We start from the raw sequence: 23,821 nt of genomic DNA, 5'->3' as shown, positions 1-23,821 counted from the left end.
ACCGGTTCAAGCGGCGTGAGTGACCGCTCGTTCCGTCGCGACCGTCGAGCGCGGCGATGCCGTTCGATTTCCAGGTGCGGCAGGAAGAGCGAGGCGACCCTGTGCATCGCACGCCTCCAGTTCGAGTGTGAAGAATTTGCCATTACGCTGGCGCACGAGCTCAATCTGCCAGCGTGGTCGTCCAAGCCCGGCCCAGGGCGGACGCTCGGATGCAAGACAGCCGATCCGCCAGCGCGTCATGGCCGCCGACGGGGCGGTCATCGGGCAGCGCCCTCTTGACCGGTGCCGTCGGTAGAGCAGGATCGGGGTGTCGCTGTCAGACGCCGCGAGCTGGAGCCGGCGCGTCGCCGTCATGTCGGCGGCTTTGACTTCGGCCACGACGCAAGCAAGCGTACCATAGCGCAGCGCATCTTCGGCCATGGCCAGAACGTCGCGATCCTTTCTTCCTTCGCCATAGAGCACGCGATCAGGCGCGAGACCGGCTTGCTCGAGACCCGGCGCATAGAGGTCGAAGGTGGTCGCCGCCCACAGCACGTCTGCACCGCGTTCAGAAGCGAAGCGAGCAGCGATACCTGCGGCAAACAGCGTGGTTGCAGCGTCATCGTTGAGCGTGGCGGACTGGCCGGCGATCTCGTGGAGACCCGCGCCGTTTAGGCCGCCATCGGCGAGAATATCGTCGAGCGCCGCAATGCCGAACGGCAAAACGGTGCGCGGCGCCCGAGGGCAGCTCGCGACTTGTTCGCGCAAAGCAGATAGATCGGCCGAGGGCCGAGGGAGGGCGGATGTGTTCATGGGATAACGACTCGTTCGTTCTCATTATGTTCTCTTGAGTCGAGAGATTCGTCAAGCCCACTAGTGGCAGCGACCATGTAGGATCGCGCACGGACCGGGACACGATCGAGGGTCGCCAGTGACTATCGAGGTCGCATTCAGCGCCGCGTTTGCTCATCTGCTGGCCCCTGGAGACCGGGCGGCGGTGCCTCAACCTCGTCGGGATCGCGTCCCCGGCTACGGTCGAGCGAGCGCATCAGCGGCGTAACGGTCAGCCCATGCAGAAGGACCGACAGCAGGCAAACGAGGCCGACGATCGCCCAGAGCCGCGACGCCTCCGTCACCTCAGAGTGATTGATGGCATAGGCGAGATAGTAGAAGGATCCCACCCCGCGAATGCCGAAGAAGGCCAGCATCAGCCTTTCCCGAAGTGAGGCTCGCAGACCCGTCAGCGCAACCATTCCGGCGACCGGCCGAACGACGAGAATGATGCCCCCTGCTACAAGCCAATCTTCCCAGCGAAGCGGCCGCAGCAGGCCGCCGACGATGGCGCCGCCAAACAGGATGAGCACCACCATCATCGCCAGCCGCTCGACCTGCTCGGTGATCGCGTGCATCTCGTAATTGAAGTCGTGATCACGGTGCGATCGGCGAAGCGCGAGCGCCGTGACGAACACCGCGAGGAAGCCGTAGCAATTGAGGATCTCGGTGACGCCATAAGACACGAAGGTGGCCGAGATCGCGATGAGGCCGTCCCCGGTCTTCGCAAGCTTGGTTTCTGCAGGCACCTTGAAGGTCAGCCAGCCGAACAGCCTGCCGATGAGCCAACCGAGCCCGACCCCGGCTGCCACCTCCCAGAGCACGCTGTGAAGGACCCATTCCTGCAGCCACGGCTTGCCGCTTGCCGCTGACAATCCGAGTGCGATCGCGAGATTGACGAAGGGAAAGGCAAAGCCGTCGTTGAAACCGGCTTCCGAGGTCAGGCCGAAACGAACTTCGTCTTCTTCGCCGGTCCTCGGCGGCCCCACCTGAACGTCTGCGGCGAGAACGGGATCGGTCGGTGCCAAGCTCGCGCCGAGCAGCAGCGCCGCGGTCCAGGCAAGGCCAAGCGCGAGGCCACCCAGGAGCGTGATGGCACCGATGCTGAGCGGCATCGCGACGATGAGGAGCCGCCACGTCACGCCCCACCTGCGCCAAGCGAACGGACGGTCAAGCTTCAATCCAGCGCCCATGAGCGCGATGATGACGACGAATTCGGTAAGTCGCTCGGCGACCTGCGGATAGGCCTGCGGCAAGGGCCGCAACGAGACATCCGACAGCGAGAAGATGCCGGCACCGATCGCGATGCAGATCATCGGCAGTGAAAGCGGCCGGCGCTTAAGAGCCAGAGGCAGCCACGCCACCAGGGCAATGAGCAGGCCGGCCCCTGTTAGCCAAAGAATGTAAGGCTCGGGCGCGACCAAGCCAAGCATGCCCAGCGGTCAGAACTGCGGCGCGGAGCTATAGTAGCTCGTGACGCGGTCCGCGTAGGCCTGGTCGAAATCCGGCGGATTGTTCGACCAACTCGGCCCCCCTTCAAGGAGGCGTCGATCAAGCGTCAGCACGTAATCGTCTTCGGCAACGCCATAAGCTAGTACCTGAAATGGTACGGGGTAATAGCTCTTGTTGAGGCCCAGGAAACCGCCCAGGCTAAGGATGGCATAGACCGCTTGCCCGCTAGCCTTGTCGACGAGCATCGATTTGACATGGCCGAGCTTGTCACCATCACGCGACCGGACATCGAGCTCTGAGATCTCAGCCTCGACGAGCTGTCTTGCGGCTTCCGGCATTATCCCTCCAATTCTCAACAGCGCAGATCGCTAAGGTCCGAGCCCAGACGGGCCCGGACCTTGTGAGCGTTACGCACCCATCGATTGCTTGAGCGCGCTCATTTCGTCGTGACCGGCCTTGACCGACTGCCAGGCTTCGTCGGCCGCCGTACGGGCTGCGGGCGAGAGGTCACCTTCGGCCAGGATCGTCTCGAACTTACCCTTGAGATAATCCTCGCCGCGCTCGATCTCGGAAACGATCGCCTTGTCGTCGCGGCCCATGACGGTTTCCTTCAGGCTCTGGAAAACGCGGTGCGCCCCGCCGAGCAGCGTGCCATCGTCCTCAGGCCTCCCGCCCGCGGCCGCGACCGCAGCCTGCAGCTTGGTTACCGCCGACTGGCGTTCGCGGGCGCGGGCGTTGAACTTGTGGGCGAGCGCCTGGTTGTCGATATCACCGGCGGATTTCTGATAGCCGTCGATGCTGTCCAAAAGCGTTGCGATCAGCGTGTTGAGCGCCGTCACGTCCTTGTCATTTGCCGTCATGAGGTCTTCCTCGCGTTGGGGGAGCCCTTTGAACGCCAAGGAATCGCGCCCGTTCCGCATGCGGCGGAGAAATACGTCAGTCGAACGATCATGAGTGCGCCCGGAGTGACGGAGCAATCAGGTCGCAGCAGCAAACAGCAAATTCAGATTATTTGCTCCGGGAGTTTATTGGGTAGCAAATGACCATGCGGGGCTATCTGGACGAGCGACGGCGTTTATCGTCCTTTAGGTCCCGTGTAGCAGCACTGTCGAAGGCTAACAATCGGTAGGTAGGACGGTAACTTCCTGCCCGAGTTGGCAATAACCGGTCCCGTACCGCTAGAGCTATGCGCTGTGGTCGCAATCCAACACCAGACAACGAATGAACGACCATTCGGATGAGCCGCCCCCCGCGAGCGGTGTGCTGGTCAATGGGAATAGCTAGCGCAATTGTATGAGGCGCATGTCTCACAGATAAGGGCACAGCGCATCGCCGCCCCACCAAACGACCCCCCGCATGGCGGTGCGACTCAAGAACAGAACCCTAGCAGCATCCTTCGCCCCGCGTTTTCGCGGGGTTCTCTTTTTAGCGGGAATGGCCGGCATTAGAAAGCCGCCTTTCGCGCTAGCTGCGAAAGATCGATAACTGGGGCAGGCGGGATGCCGATGCTGAGGACGACACGTGCCTCGGCCCGGGCAGAGTGAGCGGATGAAAGCGCCAGCTCCCTAGGCCCGATCATCCCCGTTCGTCGATTGTGCAATTGCCAGCGAAACCTCGGCGCAACGATACGAACCGAGCGAAGGGGGTAGTGGCGCGCCGTAGCCCGCAGCGCGCCACTGGGTCGCTTCGATACCAGGATCAGAAGCGGAAGCGAAGGCCTGCCGTGAAGCTGTCAGTCTTCAGCTTGCCCACCTGGGTGCCGCTCACAGCATCCCACTCGATGGTGAACTTGTTCACTTCGCGGTGGCGATAGTCGGCGGTCAGCTCGATCTGGTCGCTAAGGCGCAGCGCTGCACCGGCGCCAAGCTGCCAAGCGAAACGGGCCTTACCTTCGCCCTCGACTTCGAAGCCGGCGACGCCGACGCCGCCGCCTGCATAGGGCGTCACCGGCCCGATCGGCAGATCCACCCAGACGTTTGCTATGGCATTGAGCTGGCGCACGCGGCTTCCCGGAACGCTGAAGGTCGCGCCGCTGCCACCGCAGCTCGTTGCCTCGAGGTAATCGCAGATATCCTGGCGGTCAGCAGCCGAAAGCGCAGGCACCGCGCCGCCGTTGATGCTGCGAAGGGTCAGATTGTTGAGTCTATTGCGCGCATAGCTGACTTCGATATCGGTGCGAACCGCACCGAAGTCGTAACCAAGGGTGCCGCCTACGGTGAAAGCTGACTTGAGATCGAAGCGTGCCGACGCCGTGTCCTGCGCGCCGGCACCCCCGAACGTGCCGCCGACATCATAGTAGGTGACGTCGACGTCGCTGACCGTAGCCACACCTGCGTTGACGCTGGCATAGAAGCCGGTCTTGTCGGAGTCCTGGGCGAAAGCGGCGCTGGTGGGCGCGATGACTGCGGCAGCAAGCAAAGACGCCTTGAAAAGATTCCCCATATTCTTCCTCCATATTCTGTCGTCACGCGTGAAGCGTGCGCTGCGCCCATAAGGCGGAGCAGGCAGCCGCGTCGTCCACCAAACGGATTACGTGGGCGAGGCAATTGACTTCGCATCAATTCAATTGAATCAGCGTCTTGTGCGGGATCATCTTCATCATACTGTCGCCGAGATTTACGAGAGCGCGACGTCGGGAGACTTGTTCAAGCGCTTGCCGGACCTCATCGCCGGCAGCGCAGGAGCGCGTTCGTGCGTGGTGCAGAAGACCGACGATCGGTGCGCGCCCTCCGCCCTCGCCTGTAATTGGTTCACTACCGAGATGACCGATGCCTATGTGGCCCAGCAGATCTACCTCGACGACGTCTGGGCTAATTTTGCGGTGGAGCACGGCATTTATGACAGCACCACCGACATTGGCGGATTGACTGGCCGCGATCGATTTGAACGGTCGCGCTTCTACCAGGACTTCATTCGCCGCTTCGGTGACGATACGGGTCACTGCGCGGGTGCACTGTTGCGCCGGCCAGACGGTGGCTTCCTGACATATGGCACGCATCGGGCCTGGCGAGATGAAGCTTTCGCTCCCGACGACGTCCGGCGCCTCAACCTTCTCAATCCGCATCTAATCCGTGCCGCTGCAGTCGACGAGGCCCTTTCCCTAGGCCGCACGCGCGCGAACCATATGCAGGCGCTCATCGATCACGTGGAACGCGCTGTCATTACGATCGGGCCTGACTACAAGGTCATCCTGGTCAACCCTGCCGCCGAATCGATCGTCGATCGGCAGGATGGCTTGCTGTTGTCCGGCAAACGTTTATCCGCCGTTGCGCCGTCTTCGCGCGACGCCCTAGCGCGTGCGGTAGGCGAGGCGCTCCATCACGCGGGTGGGCGCGGCGGGGATCTTCACGTCGAACGAGCAGCAGGGCGCCCAGCCTACCGGCTGACGATCAGTCCACTCGTGACGAATGGGTTGACCCATGCTCTCGTATTGATCGACGATCCGGATCAGATCCTTCCCAACACAGCTGATCGCTTGCGAGCGCTGTATGGATTTACACCGGCGGAAGCCGATGTTGCCATACTGGTGGCGGAAGGCCGATCGGCCGAAGAGGTCGCCGCTCATCGCCAGGTAGGGCTGGCAACCGTCAAGACCTTGCTTCAGCGTTGCTATCGGAAGAGCGGCACCAAACGAGCCTCTCAGCTTGGTCGCGCGGTGACAAGCTTACCACGATGAACTGCACCCGATTTTGCTTTTCAGGCTGGGAGCAGCGATTGTGCGCCGCTCCTTTGGCCTAACTGAATTATCGTGCGCGAACGGCTGCACAGTTGGACCTTGACGACATTCGGAATCAATCGGCAAAATCGAAAAGCTGCCGTTCAAGCCAATGCGTAGTGAGCAGCGGCAAACGACCATCTATCGCCAGTTCCGACGATGGAGCGAAGCCGGGATCTGGGAGACCGTGGCCGTGACGCTGGCCTAGATCATGGCAGACAGCAGCCACTACAGCATCGATAGCACCACCGTCCGCGCTCACGTCTCGGCAGCGGGCGGGAAAGAGGGACTCATCGACGCGCTGTTGGCCGCTCGCGGGGCGGGTTCACCAGTAAGCTTCACTGCTTGGCTGATGCCATCGGACGACCGCTCGCCTTCATCCTGACAGGCGGCGAAGCGGCAGATTGCAAACCCGATCCACCAGATGCCGGAACTGAACACCTAGGCTCTTATCCTTATCTCCTTTTTAACCTTCGAGGCATTAGTTGCACGAGCAAGGAGTAGCCCGTGCTCGATGTAATTCTCTGTATCCATGAAAAACACGATGACGCGCTCGTCGCCTTGGCAGCGCTGATCTGTGTGATATCGGCAATGGGAACCGTATTGCTACTGCGTCATGCCCGGCACCTTTCGGGAATGGCCGCCGCGCGCTGGACCGGCGGGACAGCCGTTATTATCGGCTTTGGCATCTGGGCTACCCATTTCGTCGCCTTGCTGGGATATGATCCAGGCATTATCGCGGGCTATCACGTCGGGCCGACCCTTCTCTCCCTTTTGATCGTGATGAGCGCGACGGCCATTTGCTTCGCGATCGCCCATGCCTATCCTAACCGCCCCGGAATCGCAGTGGCCAGCGTGATCGGAGGCTGCGGCATTGCAGCGATGCATTACCTCGGCATGAGCGCGATGGAACTGCCTGCCGAAATCCACTGGCACGCAGGCTACGTTGCAGCATCGCTAATACTGGCAGTTCTACCGCTGTATCCCGGCTTCATGCTCGCACTCAAAAGGCACGGCAAAGGCAGTGGCCTGGCCGCCAGTCTTTGCCTCACGCTTTCGGTCGTTCTATTACATTTCACGGGGATGACCGGCGTCGACCTGGTTCCGGCGCGGTTGGACACCCAATCGGGGCTCCTTCTCTCGCCACGCGTCATGGCCATGGTCGTCGCTGGGGGAGCAATCTCGCTTCTGACCATTTGCATTTCCATTCTGACGATGGCCCGCACGGCACGCGTCGCTCTGCATGCCAGCCAGCGCGACCTCGCGATCCTGGTGAATGGCATCACTGACTGTGCGGTTTACATGCTGAGCCGCGAAGGAAAGGTCGCCAACTGGAATCCGGGCGCCCAACGCCTGAAAGGTTATACCGCCAAAGAAGCGGTCGGAATGGAACTGGCCGAGTTCTACTTGCCTGAAGAACGGGAGCGGGGTCTGCCTGCGAGGGCTCTCTCGATCGCGGAGAACACTGGAAAGTTCACTGGCGAGGGTTGGCGCATGCGCCGCGACGGCTCTCGGTTCTGGGCACACGTTGCGATTGAGCGTATCGCGAACAGCAATGGCGAACACGTAGGCTTCGCCAAGATTACTCGCGACATGACCCGGTTCAAGGAAGATCAGGACCGGATCCAGGAAATGGCTGCCCATCTCGATCTGGCGCTCGACAACATGCACCAGGGCCTTTGCCTGTTCGACGCCGAAGAGCGACTGGTCGTCGTCAATCGGCGCTTCAAAGAGATCTGGGGCCTCAACGAAGCCGATTGTGTTCCGGGGATATCGCTCGACGAAGTCGGCGGCATCGCGCTGAATTCCGCTTTCCATGGTGATGTTCCGAAGGATCGCATCGACAACATTCGACGCGGATTGAAGCAGGCCTTATCCGATCCGACCTTCCCGCCGGTAATTGCGGAATATCGCGACGATCTCGTCGTATCGATGATCAGCCGGCCTGTGGCCGAGGGCGGTTGGGTGTCGACGTTTGAAGATGTTACCGAGCGCCGCCGATCGGAGAAAAAAATCGCGCACATGGCGATGCACGACAGCCTGACCGGGCTTCCCAACCGGTCCAGCTTCAATCAGTGGATCGAGGCCGAAATCGATCAGGCGCGCCATTTTTCGCAAAAACTCGCGGTGGTGGCCATTGATCTGGATCGATTCAAGGAAATCAACGACACCCGCGGTCACGCCGCCGGGGACGCCGCATTGCAACTGCTGTCGCGACGGCTGCTCGACGCGCTTTCCGATGGCGAGATCGTAGCGCGGCTCGGAGGTGACGAGTTTGGTGCGGCGAAGCGGTTCAAGGAAAGTTCCGAACTTAACGGCTTCATCGGCAGGCTCGAGACGTGCTTTGCATCGGCACTGGGAAGCGACGAGAATCGCTACCATCTTGGCGCTAGCATCGGCGTCTCTGTGTTCCCGAATGACGGAAACAACCGGGAGCAGATCCTAAACAATTCCGATCTCGCCATGTACCGTGCCAAGACGAGCATGAGCGAGGTCGTCGCTTACTACGAACCTGAGATGGATGAGGTAGCTCGTACGCGTCGACAGCTGTCAAACGACCTGCGACAGGCGATTGAGCACCGCGAGTTGTACGCACTCTATCAGCCGCAGCACGACCTCAAGACCGGAGCGATCAGCGGTTACGAAGCACTGCTGCGATGGAACCATCCCGAACGTGGATTGGTCTCGCCCGACGTTTTCATTCCCATTGCCGAGGAAACTGGAGAAATCTTTTCAATCGGCATCTGGGTCCTGCGCGAAGCTTGCCTCGAGGCACGCGAATGGGCGTCGCATCTCAAAGTGGCGGTCAACCTGTCGGCGGTACAATTGCTACAGATCGATCTCATCGATCAAATTCGCGGCGTGCTCGTGGAGACAGGTCTTTCGCCGGCGCGGCTGGAACTTGAAATTACCGAAACGGCAATCATTTCCGACAAGGCGCGGGCTCTCCACCTTCTCCGGCAGATCAAAGGCCTCGGGGTAAGCATTGCAATGGACGACTTCGGGACGGGCTATTCATCGCTCGACACCCTTCACTCTTTCCCGTTTGATAAAATCAAAATCGATAAATCGTTTTTGCTAAAATCGCAGCAAATCCCCGAAGCTAGAGCGATTATCAAGGCAATTCTAGCCCTTGGCAAAAGCCTCAATGTACCAGTTTTGGCTGAAGGTGTCGAAAACGAATTCCAGAGGGCGCTGCTGATCGAACAAGGGTGCGACCAAGCGCAAGGATATTACTACGGACGACCTGCGCAATCCCCAAATCTGACGATGAAAATTGCCTTTAATGAAAAACTAGGGTTATTTTGAACTGATGATGTGGATGCCGGGCGGGGCATCCACATCATCAGTTCTCCTCGCCTTGTTGCTTGAAGGCCAGATGTACCAAGAAAGCCCGGCAATGAACGCGATGGCTATGACAGACTGGACGACAATCAGTGCTGCATCTCGCGCATCTAGCTGCCCGTTCAGCAGTTCCACAAAGATCCCCCAGCCTTGCTGAGAACGCACAGGATGCATAACGTATTCGTAGATATTGAATGCTAGTTGGCCGACACCTGAGAGACCAACGAGCCCGAACAGCGCTGTCATCTTCCGATCTCGCAACTTCTCGGCCGCATCAGCTTCTTGCTGTTGAGCCAAGCGTAGCAGATCCGCCCGACGTTCACCCTCGCGCTCGGCTCCGACACGAACGCGTTCAAGATCGCGGGCGCTTTCCTCGAGTGCGTCAAAAGCCCTGTCGAGAGCGAGCTGCAGGCGGGACGTACCACGCAGCTTCTCGAGTTCACCGAAGACGTCGCGCTCCGTGTCATATCGAAACGGGTTGGCGTAGCGTTGCCGATCGAAAAGCTCGAAGGCCGCCATCCGGTACCAGTTGATCCACGCCTCTGCGCGCATCACTAGGTCGCCGATTCCCTGCTCCGCTTCACGCTGCCGCCGCTGTGCTTCCTTGACAAAGCTGTTGACCTTTTCAACCACTGCGAAGGCGAGCTTTTCCTGATCACGCGTCAATCGCTCGTTGTGCAAGGCGAGCGCATGGATCAGAAAAGCGTAGGGACAAGTACCGATAAAATCATTGCCCACTTCGAGCGTCCGAGACCGTTGAACATAGCTGATCAGGCACCGCGGATTGGCGTAACGGATGAAGAAGCCTTCCTCGAGCTGCTCGTCCGATCTGGGGTAAATGGGATCAAGGCTGTCCAAGACCTCCGATGCTTCCTGGTTGGTCCAGTCAATGATGTTCTGGTTAAAACCGGCCAGAAACAGATAGAGCAATCGGGTCGCCGCATCCGTGACCGGTGCCTCTCCCAGACCCTCGGGTTCGCGCTGCATCGCACGCCAATAGTCGCGACCGAGCACGATCGCCCCCGTGTTCGGATCGCGCGTGACCGGAGCGTTGCTTGCGCCAGCATCGACCAGTGCGGGATAGTGCCCGAACTCGGCATCCCGAATCCGGGTTCTCCGCTCGACCAACGCGCCGCTCTCACCATTCTTAGGCTGGATGAGTTCAAAAAACTGCTTGTCCTGAAGGAAGAAGCTGGATCGCGTGTCCTGGCACAACAACCCGGGTATCTCGTTGATCGGTACCAACGGGCAGAGTCGGTGGAAGTCGAGGTCGCCGCCGACCGAATGCATCGCGCCAAGCAGCGGCACGTCTTCTTCAAACCAGTCCCGCAGGACATCCCAGAACAGTCGACCATCATCACCTTCGCCGACAGCGATGGACAGGCCGAACAACTCGTCCGAGCGCAGTGTCGGGCCATCTCCCGGCAATTCGCGCTCCTTGGGGTAGGCGAGCTTCTGCATCAACGACAGGAGGTACAGACCATGGGGCACGAGACCGTGCGCCAATGCCTCGTCGAAAGCCGCGTTCCGATAACGCACATCGAAGCTTACATGCCACGACAGCGCGCCATTGCTATGCGCATACCAGAAGCGGCTGACATGGATCGGATATCGCGGTGGGCGGCCCTTCGGGTCGGCAGGGTCAAAGGTCGGCACCGTGTAGGTCTGCCCTTCGGTCGACCATTGAACCTCGCGTGGCAGTACGAATGCCAGGCCCTGCGGCCGGGCTGCCGCGAACAGCTCGTCCTCGATCCGGCCAAGCCGGGAGCGGTCAGCGATATCGTTGAACAGCGGGTTGATCGCTTCACGCAACTGGCGCGTCGCAGAATCCGGCCGAACCGAGTTCAGGCGCTCGCGCGAGAGAAAGGGGCCGTCATCCCGGGGCGGCCCCGCATCGTGGCGTGCGCGTGCCGAGGGATCGGGATGATCAATGAAGAAGCGCGCGATATCGAATTGGTCAAAAGCCTGCTTGTCACCCTCGGCGTCGCCGTCAGTTCTGAAATCGCTGCGGTATAACTGAAGAGCAAGATCGCTCCCCTCTACCTGCGCTCGACTGATGTAGAACGACAAAGTCCAGAAGGCTGTCCCATCCTCGACCCCGCGTCGTTCGACGAACCCTTCGGCCGCTTTGGCCGCGCAGTGATTCTGGCTCTCATCCGCCATCGGTCCCTCCCACCGGCTCGGGAATCAGGTTAGCGCCCGAGCAAAAGCCCGCAAGCTAATCCCCTGTGGTCTGGCCGGGACCGAGCGCAAGGCCTCGACGGCCGGCAACATGGGCAGAAGTTTCACAGGATAAAGTCGAGTTTCAAGTGCGTGAAGTTGCGCCCCCGCGACAGGATCGGCTTCAGGTTCGCCGCCTTTCATTACCGAAATGCCGAAAAAACTCTCAAGATGTGCGCGCAAATAAGCGGGGTCGAGCCCGTCTCCTCGCACGTTCATCACGGCATATGCCAGTCCGTCATCACTGTCCTGATCGGCTGAAAGGGCAGGCTGGACATAGGCGAAATCGATCAGTTGCGCTCCCAATCGCGCCCAAATCGCCAGACGATCGACCTGATCAATGCCGGCATGGGCGGTGTCAGCCGCATATTCCGTATCTGTCAGGCGTAAGGGATCATTTTGTTCAATGAACAGTGCCGGTGGCGGCGCTTGCGCGGGCGCACAAACTGCTATGTTCGCCAGCCGGCCAACCTCGTCTCGCAGGCGCCGGGCGAGGCCGCGCCCGCGAGACGCCGGCTCGACGAAAACATAGTTGAGCGCCACGGCCACAGGCGGGTGGCCTGCAACGTTCTCGCCGATGCACGTCGCCAGGAAATTGGCGCCACCCAGCAACACGCCCTCTGCATCATCGACAGTCATGACCAGTTCGCGATGGACCCGGCCGAACCGGTGGCGAGAAGCGGGATTGATGGCCAGGCACGCGCGAAAACCCTCGACGGTTTCGCGCTCGTCCGGCAATACGAACGCACGATCGTAACCGGCAAAAAAGTGGTCCAGCAGCTGCGAATCCGGTCGCTCGGTCGCTCGCAGCGTTAGTCCATCACCGATCGCGCGCGTCCATTGCTCATCGTCTGAAAAACCGTCATTCGCCATGGTCCGGCTCATAGGCGCCGTTGGCGCGATTTCATAGGCTACAGTGTTGGTGATGTCACACTGAGCGACCGTTCCTGCCTGCTTCAAGTTACGAGTGGACGGCAGAAATTTCCCACAGCCAATCTCTAACTCGGTGAACGAAGGAACGCTATCAGAGAGCGGATCGGGACCGTCGAACGGCGGCAATGTCGGCGATTGCTCACGATAGGCCTGACCGCTTTCGAGGCGCACAGAACGGCGAGGCGAAGTGGCCATAACTTCTTTTGATGCTGGCCCGCCGATGACCAGCCGCACCGACGTTCAAACGCCCTGTCCGGAGCCCTTGGCGATCTGGGCGCGTGCGAGTTCGTCCGCGACGCGATTTGACGCGAGGCCTTCGTGTCGCGCGCGCTCGAGAACGGTTATTAGCCGCGGCGCGATCGCCATGACGCGCGCTTCAACACCGTCTGCGCGCTCGCCCAGGTATTCGGCACAGACATTGATGATGCCACCGGCGTTCACGAGATAGTCGGGCGCGTAGACGATGCCGCGACCGCGCAGCAGGTCACCATGGTGCTCCTCGGCGAGTTGGTTGTTGGCCGCGCCGCAAACGAGCCTGGCCGTGAGACTTGGTATGCTGCGCTCATTGAGCACCGCCCCGAGCGCGCAGGGAGCCAGGATATCCGATTTCACCTCAAGAATCTCGTCGACGCTCACCTGAACCGCCCCGAGTTCCCTGGCGACCAGGGCAGCGCGTTCCTCCTCGATATCGGCGACGATCAGTTTCGCGCCCTCTCGTGCGAGCAGACGGCACAGCGCGGCCCCGACATTGCCCGTTCCCTGCACCGCCACCCAAGCGTCGCCGAGCGGGATGCCGAGCATCGTACCGGCAGCCTTCATGCTCTCGAAAACCCCCAGTGCCGTCCAAGGCGAAGGATCGCCGCCTGCCCGTTCGCCGACGGCGTCGAGACCTGCCACGAACCGCGTCTGATCGCGTACCACACCCATGTCGGCGACCGTGGTGCCCACATCCTCCGCCGTAACGTATCGCCCTTCGAGCTCCGCGACGGCGCGACCGAAAGCCGCGAAATAGGCAACCCGATCGAAGGGCTCCTCGGGTCGCAGGAGCACCGCTTTACCGCCGCCAAAAGGCAGACCGGCCAAAGCATTCTTGTAGCTCATGCCGCGAGCCAGGCGAACGGCATCCGAGATGAGTTCCTCGCGCTCCGCGTAGCGCCAGAACCGACAACCACCCGCCGCCGGCCCCAGCGCCGTCGAGTGGATGGCGATCACGCCTTTGAGGCCCGTCTCTCCATCGTCGAGCACGTGTAGGCTCTCAAGGCAGTCTTCGGCGGCAGTTCGAACCATCATTGTTTCCTTTTGCACTCACGGCGAAATCTCAGGCCTCCGCGCAGGCCCCGATAATTTTGCTTGAAATGCAAGTTTTAGCAGATATTGCAGAAACAGCAATTTTTGAGGATCAGATGGTGAAGCTTCTCGCGCGCAAGAAATACGTCGAGCTCACCCAGCCCTTCCGCGTCGCATTCGGCACGATCGCGGGTCTCGACGTCGTGGAGGTCGAGCTTTCGCATGAGGGCGTGGTCGGGCGCGGCGAATGCTGCCCCATGGCCATTTATGGTCAGGACGCCGATACAACGCTGGCAGAGATCGCCGCCATCACCCCGCAGATCGAGAGCGGCGAATTGGACCGCACCTCGCTTCAGAAGGTTCTTCCCGCGCAGTCGGCGCGCAATGCGATCGACTGCGCATTCTGGGATGTCGAGGCGAAGCTGTCCGGCCGATCGGTGTGGGACATCGCCGGTCTCGAAGCTCCCAGCATCATTCCGTCGGATGTGACGATCGGCATCATGACGCCAGAGGAAACTGCCACTTTCGCCGCAGGCCTGTGCGGCGCATCGTCGATCAAGCTCAAGCTCGGCGGCGAGCACGACCTCGAATGCCTGGCCGCGGTCCGGTCGGTCCTGCCAGACACCCCGCTGTTCGTCGACGTCAACGCCGGGTGGACGCTGGATCGCCTCAATGCCCTCGCTCCGCAGCTGGCCGATGCCAAGGTTTTCATGATCGAACAGCCACTCGCGCCACGGGACGATCCGCAACTCGACGAATACGGCCGCGCGGTTCCGATCTGCGCCGACGAATCTTGCCACGACCGAAGCGATCTCGACCGGCTGGAGGGCCGATACCAGTACGTGAACATTAAGCTGGACAAGACCGGCGGCCTGACCGAGGCGCTCGCCCTGGCCGAAGCAGCGCGGCAGCGGGGCTTCGGCATCATGGTGGGCTGCATGCTCGGGACGGGACTGGCCATGGCGCCGGCCTATGTCCTCGCGTCGATCTGCGACGTCGTCGATCTGGACGCTCCCCTGATCGTCAAGGATCCCGCGCATCGCGGCGTAAAGCACGACGGCCGCCAGCTCCACCAATTCGGCGCGGACCTGTGGGGCTGATCGGCGCCGCCGTAAAGCCGCGCGCAAACCGCTTGCCGTCAATCTAGCCAACACCGAACGCACGGGTTAGGGAATCGTGAGAGGTGACGTCGCAGCAACGGCGGCTCGAGGGTACAATATGCCGGAAACGATCGGTGCGCTTCTGCGGACACTTCGCAAGCGCCGCAAGATGACGCTGGATCGCTTGTCCGAGCTGACCGGAATTTCCCCTTCCTCGCTATCGCGCATCGAGAACACGCAGCTCGGATTGACGCTGGAGAAGGTCGAGCTGCTGGCGAAGGCGCTGGAAATCGCACCCGAGGACCTGATCTCCCGCAATCAAGAAGCGATCGAGCCGAGCCTGGCCGAGCCCTCACCGTCGCGCAATAATGGCTCGAGGCGTTTGATGGTCGACCGCGAACGCACGCGCAAGGCAAGCGCCTATCGCGAGCTTAACACCAAGTATCTCTTCGATCCCGACGCCGAACGCGCGCTGGAATGCATGCAGTGCACGATTCAGTCGATCAGCGTCTGGGATTCGGAATTCGTCCGGCATCCCGGCGAGAAGATCATCTATGTCCTGCGCGGGGACCTGGTGGTTTACTGCGAAGGCCAGCCCCCGCTGATCCTTGAGACGGGCGACGCCGTATTCATGGACGCGAACGTCTGGCACAGCACCGTCGCGGTGCACGGCCAGCCCGCCGAGCTCCTGGTGACCTACTACCACGGACCGCAGGCTCGAGAGGGTGTGTTCGAGACGCAGACGTTCACACCCGAAAGCTGGGCCGCAATTCAGGAAGACTGACGCGCACCGCTCGCTTCTGTCCGAAGGCTCGAACCTCCGGGCGCCCCCGTTCGCCCGTCTATAAAAACTTGCTTGAACTGCAATTTATTTTGCGATATTGCATATACTGCAAAATCAAGCGCGAACAGACACGCAGAATGTCGGCGCGGTTTCGAGCAAACATGGGGGTTATGATGACGTCGATCACGACCGTTAAGTCGCGGCTTTTCCTGGCATCGAACGCGGTAGCACTGAGCACGATTTCACCCGCCTACGCCCAGCAGGCCCCTGCGGATGACACCGACCATGGGGAGATCATCGTAACAGCGCAGAAGCGCGAGGAGCGGCTGATTGAGGCGCCGCAGTCGATCTCGGCGCTGTCGTCGGCGGCCCTGTCGCGGCTCGCCGCCAAGCAGTTCGTCGACTTCGCCAATACGGTTCCGGGCCTGCAATACACCTCCCAGGGGGCGGGCACGTCGCAGGTGAGCATCCGCGGCATCACGAGCGGTGCCGACGTGTCATCTACGGTCGGCATCTACGTCGACGAGGTGCCCTATGGCTCGAGCTCGGCCTTCGCCAACGGCGCGCGCCGTGCGCTCGACGTCGGGCTGTTCGACATCGATCGCGTAGAGGTGCTGCGCGGGCCGCAGGGCACGCTCTACGGCGCCAGCTCGATGGGCGGCGTACTCAAGTATGTCATGGCCAAGCCGTCGCTCACCGAGTTCGAGGGTAAGGTCCAAGCCGGTGTATCGACGACGCGGCAGGGCGGAACCAGTTACGACGGCTCCGCCGTGGTCAACGCGCCGCTTGTCACCGACAAGGTGGCGGTGCGCGCGAGTGGCTACTACTCGCGCGACGGCGGCTATTTCGACAACGTCGCCACAGGCGAGAAGGACGTCGATCGCGGCAAGGTCTACGGCGGGCGCGTCGACGTGCTGCTCGCCCCCTCGGACGACCTGTCGGTCCGTCTCACCGGCTTTGCCCAGAACATCCGCCGCCAGGGCGGCAGCTATGCGAACATCGGCCTCGACGGCGTTCCGGTCGCCGGATATCTCGACCAGGCTCATCCGCTGGCCGAGCCCTTCCGTTCGAACTTCCGCCTCGCAAGCGCGACGATCGGCTACGATCTGGGCGGCGTCACCTTGACCTCGGTGACCAGCTACCAGTCGAACGACACATATGCGACGACCGACGGCTCGGCTGTCTATGCGACTTACCTGCAGGTTCTGGCGAACATCCCGGCCCAGGCCGTGGCCATCGACGAGCTCGCGCGCACGCGCAAGTTCACCCAGGAAGTCCGCCTGGCATCGCCGACGGGCCAGTCCGTGGAATGGCTGGTGGGTGGTTTCTACACACATGAGAAGAGCCTGCTGCGCCAAGTGGCGGACACCTTCGGCGCGGGTCTCGTCCCGCTGCCCGGCGTGAATGCCGTCACGGCGGCGATCGACAGCACCTATGAGGAATACGCCTTCTTCGGCGACCTGACCTGGCACCTGACCGATAAGTTCGACGTGACCGGCGGCCTTCGCTATGCCCACAATAACCAGAAGTTCACCCAGGACGCCTCGGGTATCTTCGTGGTCTCGGCACCCGGCTCCAAGTCGCAGGAAGGCGTCGTCACCTATCTGGCCAATGCCCGCTATCGCTTCAGCAGGAACGCCACGGCCTATGCGCGGTTCGCCACGGGGTATCGCCCGGGCGGCCCGAACTACCGCGTGATCGATCCCGCGACGGGCAACCCCTCGTCCCCGACGTTCGATTCCGATTCGCTCAACAGCTATGAGCTGGGGATCAAGGCGGAGACGAGCGACCGCACTTTCGCGATCGACCTGTCGGGCTATTTCATCGACTGGAAAGACATCCAGCTGCTGAACCCGGTCGCGGGTGTGACGAACTACACCAACGGCGGCGGCGCGCACGTCAAGGGCGCCGAGCTCGTCATGACGGCACGACCTGAGCCGGGCTTCGTCGCCACCGGCAGCTTCGCCTACAACGACGGCTATCTCACCCAGGCCGTACCCGTGCTCGGCGCCAGGAAGGGCGAACGCCTGCCCAACACCCCGCATTTCACGGCAACGATCAACCTCGACTACAGCGTCAACAGCAGCGCCGCCAAGCCGAGCTTCGGCGCGACGGTCCGCTTCGCCACGGACAGCACGGCCAGCTTCGATGCGAGCCCTTCGCTGCGGCAATACCACCTGCCCGACTATGCGACCGTCGATCTGCGCGCGGGCTTGTCGCTCGGCCCTGTCGATGCGCAGGTCTACGCGCAGAACCTGTTCGACACCCATGCTCAGCTGACCGCCCAGACGATCCTCTCGCAGCTCGGCGGCCCCGCCCAGGTTCTGATGCTGCGCCCCAGAACATTCGGCCTGCGGCTGTCGTCGCACTTCTGATCCTCGGAAAGAGTAGCGAGCGGCTGGGAAATCTGATGTCCTTCGAAGCCAGCGTTCCGTCCTATCCGAGCTCGCGGCGCGCCCGCTATTCGCAGGCCATTCTCGTGGCTATCGCCTTTTTCACGGCGATGGACATCTATGTCATCTCGCTGCTGGTCGAGCCGATCAAGCATGACCTGGGCCTGACGGATGTCGAGGTGGGCATCGCGAACACTTCTGCGCTCTATGGCGCCTATGCCTTGTTCTGTATCCCTATGGGCCTTCTCGTCGACCGGTCGAACCGCGTCAGGATGCTGGCGGTCGCGATGGCAATGTGGTGCCTCGGCCTGCTCCTGGCCGCATTCTCGCAGGGGCTCTGGCTGCTGGTCGGCAGCAAAGCGGTGCTGGGGATCGCCAACGCCATAACACTGCCAGCGGCCATGTCGCTGCTGGCCGACTATTTCGCGCCCGAACGGCGGGCTATGGCGACGATGTCCTATGGTCTGGGCCAGGGCTTTGGCCAGGCCGGCGCCGTCTTCATCGGCGGTCTCGGACTCGGAGCGCTCACGCGCGCGGCAATGGGCGATCCCGGCTTTCTGTTCGGCCTGGCACCATGGCGGCTTGCATCGCTGAGCTTCGCCGCCGCGGGCGCCTTGCTGATACCGGTGATCCTGACACTGCGCGAACCTCAGCGCATGGAAGGGCGGCAGGCTGGCGGCGGAACGCTTCGCGAACTGTGGGCTTACCGCGACTTCCTCGTGCCGCTGCTGGCCGGCACGACATTCCTTTCGGGCATGTCGACGGGCGTCCTGAACTGGATCCCGCCAGCCCTGACGCGCCTGTATGGCCAGGAGCCAAGCCAATTCGCCGGCTGGTTCGGCACGGTTTCGCTCGTCTCCGTCCTTGCCGGCATGCTGGCGGGCGGCAAGCTCGGCGAACGATTCCACCGGCACGCCGGCCGGGACGGTGTCCTGCGGCCCGCCGCCGTGGCGGCCGCGGTATGCGCTCCAGCGTCGTTCATGGCGATGATGCCCGATCTCGCCTGGTTCGCCGCGAGCACGGTCTGCTTCACGATCGCTTATGCCATCGCCATCTCGATCCCCATGATCGCTATCGCGCTTCGAATCCCGAACCAACTGCGCGGCGCGGCGATGGGATTCTATATCGTCACGGTCTCCCTGGCCGGCGTCGTGGCCGCGCCCCTGGTGGCCTGGGTCGGAGCGGCACTAGGGGGCGAGGACATGCTGGGCCGCGGGATGGCCGCGGTCGGCGCGCCTTCGGCCTGCCTTGCCGCGCTGAGCTTCTGGTGCGCCTCGCGGCCGGCGGTGCATGACGAGCTTTCGCACGAAGATCTGGTCGTTGCCCGACGGAGGCCCGTTTGAACTTCTATTCGTTGCAAGTCAGGAGGTCAGCGTGACCGATCCCATTGTGCGCACGCATTTCGACGATTCGCGGGTCGACGCGATATTCTCGGTCGTGGACCAAAGCGCCCTTCCCGGCGCCGCGGTTGCCGTGGCGATCGACGGCGTCCCCGTCTATCGGCGCGGCTTCGGGCTCGCGAACATGGAGCTGCCCGTGCAGCTCGCCCCCGGGATGCGGATGCGGATCGGGTCGACGACCAAGCATTTCACCGCCTTGGCCTACCTGCTGCTCTGCGAGGAGGGACGCGCCGGTCTCGATGACTCGATCGGCGCCCATCTGCCGGAACTCCACCCGGCCAGCCGAAACGTCACCATGCGCCAGCTCATGGGTCATACCAGCGGTATCCGCGATGCCATGGCCGTGTCGCTGGCGACGAACGGCGGCCCGGCCCCGGTCAGCGACGCCGACCTTCTTGGGTATTACACGACGATCGACGATGTCGACTTCGCGCCCGGAACGAGCTGGAGCTACAACAATGGCGGCTACGTCCTGCTGACGGCGGCAATCGAGCGGCTGACCGACGAGCGGCTCGACGACGTGTTGCGGCAACGCATCTTCGAGCCCGTGGGGATGTTCGACACGATGCTACGGCGCCGGGATACCGATTTCGTCCCCAACAGCGCGACGCTGCATTTTCGCCATCCCGACGGATCCTTCTCGCGCGACTACATGGGTGCGGAGATCAGCGGCGCGGGCGGCATCGTTTCGACGATGGACGACATGCTGCGCTGGCTCCGTCACATGGATAAACCAACGATCGGCTCCGCCGAAACGTGGCGCGTGATGCGCGAGCCGCATCGGCTGCGGAACGGCAGCGCAACGGTATACGGGCTGGGCCTGGTCTCCGCTCCCTACCGGGGTGTTGAGACGATTTCGCATGGCGGCGGCGTGGTCGCCGGCAACTCGCAGATGATCAAGGTGCCCGCGGCCGGCCTCGACATTTCGATCGCGGTCAACCGCGCCGACGTCAGCGCCGCCGATCTCGCCAATCAGATCATCGACGCTTGCGTCGAAGGCCTCGGCCCGAAGGTCAGCGAGCCCCTTGCCGCGCGCAGCGGCATCTTCGCGTCAGCGCAAGGCGATCGCTTGATCGAGTTGCTCGCACATGGTGATCTGCAACTGTTGGCGACCGATGGCGGACCTCCGCTTCCCATTACGGCAGACGCCGACGGCAATCTCCGCTTGCCCGAGATCATGTCCTTCATCCTGCAGAGCGCGCGGGTCCACGAATCCTGCTTGGTGCTGACCGAATTTGGAAACGAAACGAGGTTCGACGAGATCGCGCCTGAACCCGGGGCATCCATCGCAGATCGAGCGGGGCACTATGCGTCACCCGGCGTCGGAGCCTCGGCGAGCGTTACCGAGGATGGAGATTGCCGTCGTCTGACGATCATGGGTCAAAACGGCACCGCATTCTATGATCTCATGCCGATCACCGAACTCATCTGGAAGGCAAATGCTGCGGGACCATTCACGATGTTTGGCGGCACCTTGGTCTTTGCGCCAGATGGCCAGAGCTTTGCATTCAACCTTGGGCGCATGAAGGGAATTCGTTTCGCCCGGAGTTCATGAAAACTTAGATGAACCGGTGGCATTCCTCCCTTACGATGAGCGCTACGAACCAACAGAAGGAACGGGTAAACAACGCAGCAAGCCAAATCGCCGCATCCTAAATTATTTTGCTTCGACAGCACTGTCTCTACGAACTCCTTCATTTCTTGCTGAACGAATGGCCGCTTCCAAGGACAAGCATCTGTCGCCGAACGGCCGCAATGTGAGTAGCCCCTGGTTTTCTAGACGCCTTCCGCTTTGAAAAACTGCTGCCGTTCGAACTCGACGGGTGACAGCATCCCGTTCCTGACCTGCTTGCGGATCGGGTTGTAGAACATCTCAACGTAATCGAACACGTCCTGCCGGGCTTCCTCGCGTGTTTTGTAGGTGCGGCGCCGGATGCGCTCGCGCTTGAGCGACGAGAAGAAGCTTTCGGCGACGGCGTTGTCATGGCAGTTGCCGCGTCGGCTCATCGAGTGCTCAAGATTGTGAGCCCGGATGAAGGCTGCCCAATCCATGCTGGTGAACTGCGAGCCGAGTGGATCAGTACCCGCTGCTTCGGCTTCCGCCGCCATACCGCCATGTGCAGCGCCTGCAGCACGACATCGGTGGTTTGCCTGCTTTGTATCGACCAACCCACCACGCGGCGGGAATACAGGTCGATCACGACAGCCAGATAGGCAAAGCCTTCCAGAGTGCGAATGTAGGTGATGTCCGTTACCCAAGCCCTGTTGGCGGTGGCGACATCGAACTGGCGATCCAGAGTGTTGTCGATCGCCAGGGATGGCTTGCCACCATGGCTCCCGGGCCGACGCTTGTAGCCGACCTGCGCCTTGATACCCGCCAGCCTGGTCAACCGGGCAACGCAGTTCGGGCAGCAGGTCTCGCCCTGATCCAGCAGATCATCGTGCAGTTTGCGGTAGCCATAAACCTTGCCGCTGTCGTTCCAGGCCCGCCGGATCAACTCTGTCTGTCGAGCATCTTCCCGAGCCCGCTGGCTCAGCGGGCTCTTCTGCCAGCCATAGAAGCCGCTGGGCTGGATGCGCAGGCACCGACACATCGATCGAACCCGGAACTGCTCACGATGCTCGGCAACAAATGCGTATCTCACTTTGCATCCCTGGCGAAATACGCGGTGGCTTTTCTTAGGATGTCGCGCTCCTCGGTCACCCGGGCCAGATCGCGCTTCAACTGGCGGATCTCGGCATCCTTGCCGGCATCGCCCGACACCACCTTTGCCAGTTGCCGCTTCCACGCATACTGCGAGTGCGGGCTCACCCCGAGCCGCTGAGAAACTTCCGCCACCGGATACCCGCGCTCGGTGATCTGGGCCACCGCATCACGCTTGCGTGTCGCGCAGGTTCCAGCTTTCCGCACCTCCATAATACATGATCCGGTAATAGCGCTCAGCGGCAGCGATCAGCCGGGCATTCTGCGCCGCGTCGAGGAAATCGTCGCCATCATTGGCCGCATAGCTGAGCCGCCGGCTGAGAAGATCGCGGCACTGGTCGATCACCGCCTGCTCGCAGGCCGCGTAGCCTCGGTTGAGCGCCGCACGGCCATAGGTTGCCGGATCGCGCTGCCAGGGCGTGAGGCAGCCATAACGTTCGCGCGCTATTCTCGCCGCTTCAGGATCGATGTCGTCGAGATAGTCGAGCACCGCTTTGATCGACCCGGACATATTGTAGATATCGAGGCCGTAGAAGCCGGCCCGCTCCGCGATTGGTCGATGCGCGTTGCGCGCGCGCAGCCACTCCGTCAGCGCGTGGATCTCGGTGTTGCGCCACATCCATGTGGGGAAGCGCCGGAACGGTAGCTCGGCGGCGGCGCGGTTCGCGCGGTGCCGAACATAACGATCGACGGATGCAGCATCGGGCCAGTCGGCCTCGACCGCGACGATTGTGAAGCCGTGATGCTCGACCAGATGGCGGGTTATAGCGGCGCGCGCGCTATAAAATTCGCTGGTGCCATGGCTCGCTTCGCCAAGCATCACCACGCGCCGGTCAGCGAAACGATCGAACATCTGGCCGAATGCCGGATCGTCGAAGTCGGGCAAAGGCTCGGCGGCTTCAGCGATCATTTCTGGCAGACTGAGGTTACGCGATACGCCCGGCACATGGTTGCTCGCCGCCCGGCTGCCATCCTCGCGCCAGCCCTCAGCCCCGATCAGCGGCACGAACATGACCGCGCCTAAGTTCTCCTCGTCGAACCTGTCGCTGGCCACCCGCGTGACCTTGCAGAGCTTTTGATCGCCTGGCTCGCCGACCGGCACCACAAGGATGCCGCCGACCTTAAGTTGGCTCTTGAGGGCTTCGGGTACCGTGGGCCCGCCCGCCGCTACTAGGATCGCGTCGAACGGCGCGTCCTCGGGTGCGCCGCGCGTGCCGTCGCCCACTCGCACTTCAACATTGTCATAGCCGAGCTTTGCCATCCGGGCCGCCGCGAGCTTCGCGAGGCTCGCGTGACGCTCGATCGCGAGCACCTGCTCGGCGATGTGGCCGATCACCGCCGCCGCGTAGCCGGAGCCGGCGCCGACCTCTAGCACATGATCGCCTGGCTGTACTTCGGCGGCCTCGATCATGGCGGCGACGATATACGGCTGCGAGATGGTCTGCTCAGCCTCGATCGGCAGGGCGGAGTCCTCGTAAGCGAACTCCTCGAGGCCTTCGCGCACGAAACTTTCGCGCGGGATCGCGCGCATGGCGTCCAGCACGCGGGCGTCCCGGATCCCGCGACCGGCAAGATGCGTGTCGACCATACGGTAACGCAGCGCCCTGAAGTCAGCCATGACCGTCAGCTTCGATTGACCCTGGGCAACGCGGCCCGGCAATCGGCGGGGCATTCGCGG

The 23,821-nt window shown here is 62.1% G+C and carries 16 protein-coding genes and 1 pseudogene; 7 read left to right on the top strand and 10 right to left on the bottom strand.

Translation table 11 applies throughout. The features are described from left to right. Window positions 1-6 precede the first annotated feature (6 nt). From OLX23_RS23535 to OLX23_RS23515, 5 genes are all read right to left on the bottom strand, one after another. Window positions 7-792, bottom strand: a complete 786-nt coding sequence (locus OLX23_RS23535) for an ImuA family protein (protein ID WP_264447728.1) — start codon at window positions 790-792, stop codon at window positions 7-9. Between the two features lie 137 nt (window positions 793-929). Next, window positions 930-2,243 carry a cation:proton antiporter gene (locus OLX23_RS23530; RefSeq protein WP_264447727.1) on the bottom strand — a complete coding sequence of 438 codons (1,314 nt, stop codon included), beginning with the start codon at window positions 2,241-2,243 and terminating at the stop codon, window positions 930-932. Window positions 2,244-2,252: 9 nt separating this feature from the next. Continuing rightward, a complete protein-coding gene (locus tag OLX23_RS23525) occupies window positions 2,253-2,600 on the bottom strand; it encodes a PRC-barrel domain-containing protein (protein WP_264447726.1) in 348 nt (115 codons plus the stop codon). A 69-nt stretch (window positions 2,601-2,669) separates the two neighbouring features. Continuing rightward, a complete protein-coding gene (locus OLX23_RS23520; RefSeq protein WP_264447725.1) occupies window positions 2,670-3,122 on the bottom strand; it encodes a PA2169 family four-helix-bundle protein in 453 nt (150 codons plus the stop codon). A gap of 838 nt (window positions 3,123-3,960) precedes the next feature. Further along, complete coding sequence (locus tag OLX23_RS23515) at window positions 3,961-4,704, bottom strand: outer membrane protein (protein WP_264447724.1); 744 nt, start codon at window positions 4,702-4,704, stop codon at window positions 3,961-3,963. A 91-nt stretch (window positions 4,705-4,795) separates the two neighbouring features. Here OLX23_RS23515 and OLX23_RS23510 point away from each other — a divergent pair, with 91 nt between their 5' ends. Then, entirely contained in the window at window positions 4,796-5,938 is a 1,143-nt protein-coding gene (locus tag OLX23_RS23510) for a helix-turn-helix transcriptional regulator (protein ID WP_264447723.1), read from the top strand. Window positions 5,939-6,484: 546 nt separating this feature from the next. After that, window positions 6,485-9,286 (top strand): EAL domain-containing protein, encoded by a 2,802-nt coding sequence (locus OLX23_RS23505; RefSeq protein WP_264447722.1) that lies wholly within the window; start codon window positions 6,485-6,487, stop codon window positions 9,284-9,286. Here the strand turns inward: OLX23_RS23505 and OLX23_RS23500 are convergent. Genes OLX23_RS23500 through OLX23_RS23490 form a run of 3 tightly spaced genes read right to left on the bottom strand, consistent with a single transcriptional unit; the run spans window position 9,278 to window position 13,765 of the window. Continuing rightward, a complete protein-coding gene (locus OLX23_RS23500; RefSeq protein ID WP_264447720.1) occupies window positions 9,278-11,485 on the bottom strand; it encodes a hypothetical protein in 2,208 nt (735 codons plus the stop codon). The genes OLX23_RS23505 and OLX23_RS23500 overlap by 9 nt on opposite strands. A 24-nt stretch (window positions 11,486-11,509) precedes the next feature. After that, on the bottom strand, window positions 11,510-12,709 hold the full coding sequence (locus tag OLX23_RS23495; protein WP_264447719.1) for a hypothetical protein: 1,200 nt from the start codon (window positions 12,707-12,709) through the stop codon (window positions 11,510-11,512). Window positions 12,710-12,715: 6 nt separating this feature from the next. Further along, entirely contained in the window at window positions 12,716-13,765 is a 1,050-nt protein-coding gene (locus tag OLX23_RS23490; RefSeq protein ID WP_264447718.1) for a Glu/Leu/Phe/Val family dehydrogenase, read from the bottom strand. A 113-nt stretch (window positions 13,766-13,878) separates the two neighbouring features. Here OLX23_RS23490 and OLX23_RS23485 point away from each other — a divergent pair, with 113 nt between their 5' ends. The 5 genes from OLX23_RS23485 to OLX23_RS23465 all read left to right on the top strand — a co-directional run bounded on the left by OLX23_RS23485 (window position 13,879) and on the right by OLX23_RS23465 (window position 20,994). Next, window positions 13,879-14,862, top strand: coding sequence for a dipeptide epimerase (locus OLX23_RS23485; RefSeq protein WP_264447717.1), 984 nt, complete (start codon window positions 13,879-13,881; stop codon window positions 14,860-14,862). 118 nt (window positions 14,863-14,980) lie between these two features. Continuing rightward, window positions 14,981-15,646, top strand: a complete 666-nt coding sequence (locus OLX23_RS23480; RefSeq protein WP_264447716.1) for an XRE family transcriptional regulator — start codon at window positions 14,981-14,983, stop codon at window positions 15,644-15,646. 170 nt (window positions 15,647-15,816) lie between these two features. Next, the gene (locus tag OLX23_RS23475) at window positions 15,817-18,021 is read left to right on the top strand and encodes a TonB-dependent receptor (protein WP_264447715.1); all 2,205 of its coding nucleotides are present in this window, start codon (window positions 15,817-15,819) and stop codon (window positions 18,019-18,021) included. Window positions 18,022-18,056: 35 nt separating this feature from the next. Next, window positions 18,057-19,382 (top strand): MFS transporter, encoded by a 1,326-nt coding sequence (locus OLX23_RS23470; RefSeq protein ID WP_264447714.1) that lies wholly within the window; start codon window positions 18,057-18,059, stop codon window positions 19,380-19,382. 31 nt (window positions 19,383-19,413) lie between these two features. Then, on the top strand, window positions 19,414-20,994 hold the full coding sequence (locus tag OLX23_RS23465) for a serine hydrolase domain-containing protein (RefSeq protein WP_264447713.1): 1,581 nt from the start codon (window positions 19,414-19,416) through the stop codon (window positions 20,992-20,994). A gap of 221 nt (window positions 20,995-21,215) precedes the next feature. On the opposite strand, the pseudogene OLX23_RS23460 reads toward OLX23_RS23465, so the two are convergent. Both OLX23_RS23460 and OLX23_RS23455 read right to left on the bottom strand, forming a co-directional pair. Then, window positions 21,216-22,356 (bottom strand): annotated as a pseudogene (locus OLX23_RS23460) (IS3 family transposase). Further along, entirely contained in the window at window positions 22,313-23,761 is a 1,449-nt protein-coding gene (locus OLX23_RS23455; protein ID WP_264447711.1) for a protein-L-isoaspartate(D-aspartate) O-methyltransferase, read from the bottom strand. The pseudogene OLX23_RS23460 and the gene OLX23_RS23455 overlap by 44 nt, the downstream one beginning before the upstream one ends. Window positions 23,762-23,821 lie beyond the last annotated feature (60 nt).

Origin of the sequence: Novosphingobium sp. JCM 18896 (assembly GCF_025938095.1) — a bacterium.
Taxonomy (GTDB): domain Bacteria; phylum Pseudomonadota; class Alphaproteobacteria; order Sphingomonadales; family Sphingomonadaceae; genus Novosphingobium.
This window is presented reverse-complemented; position numbering and strand designations above follow the sequence as displayed.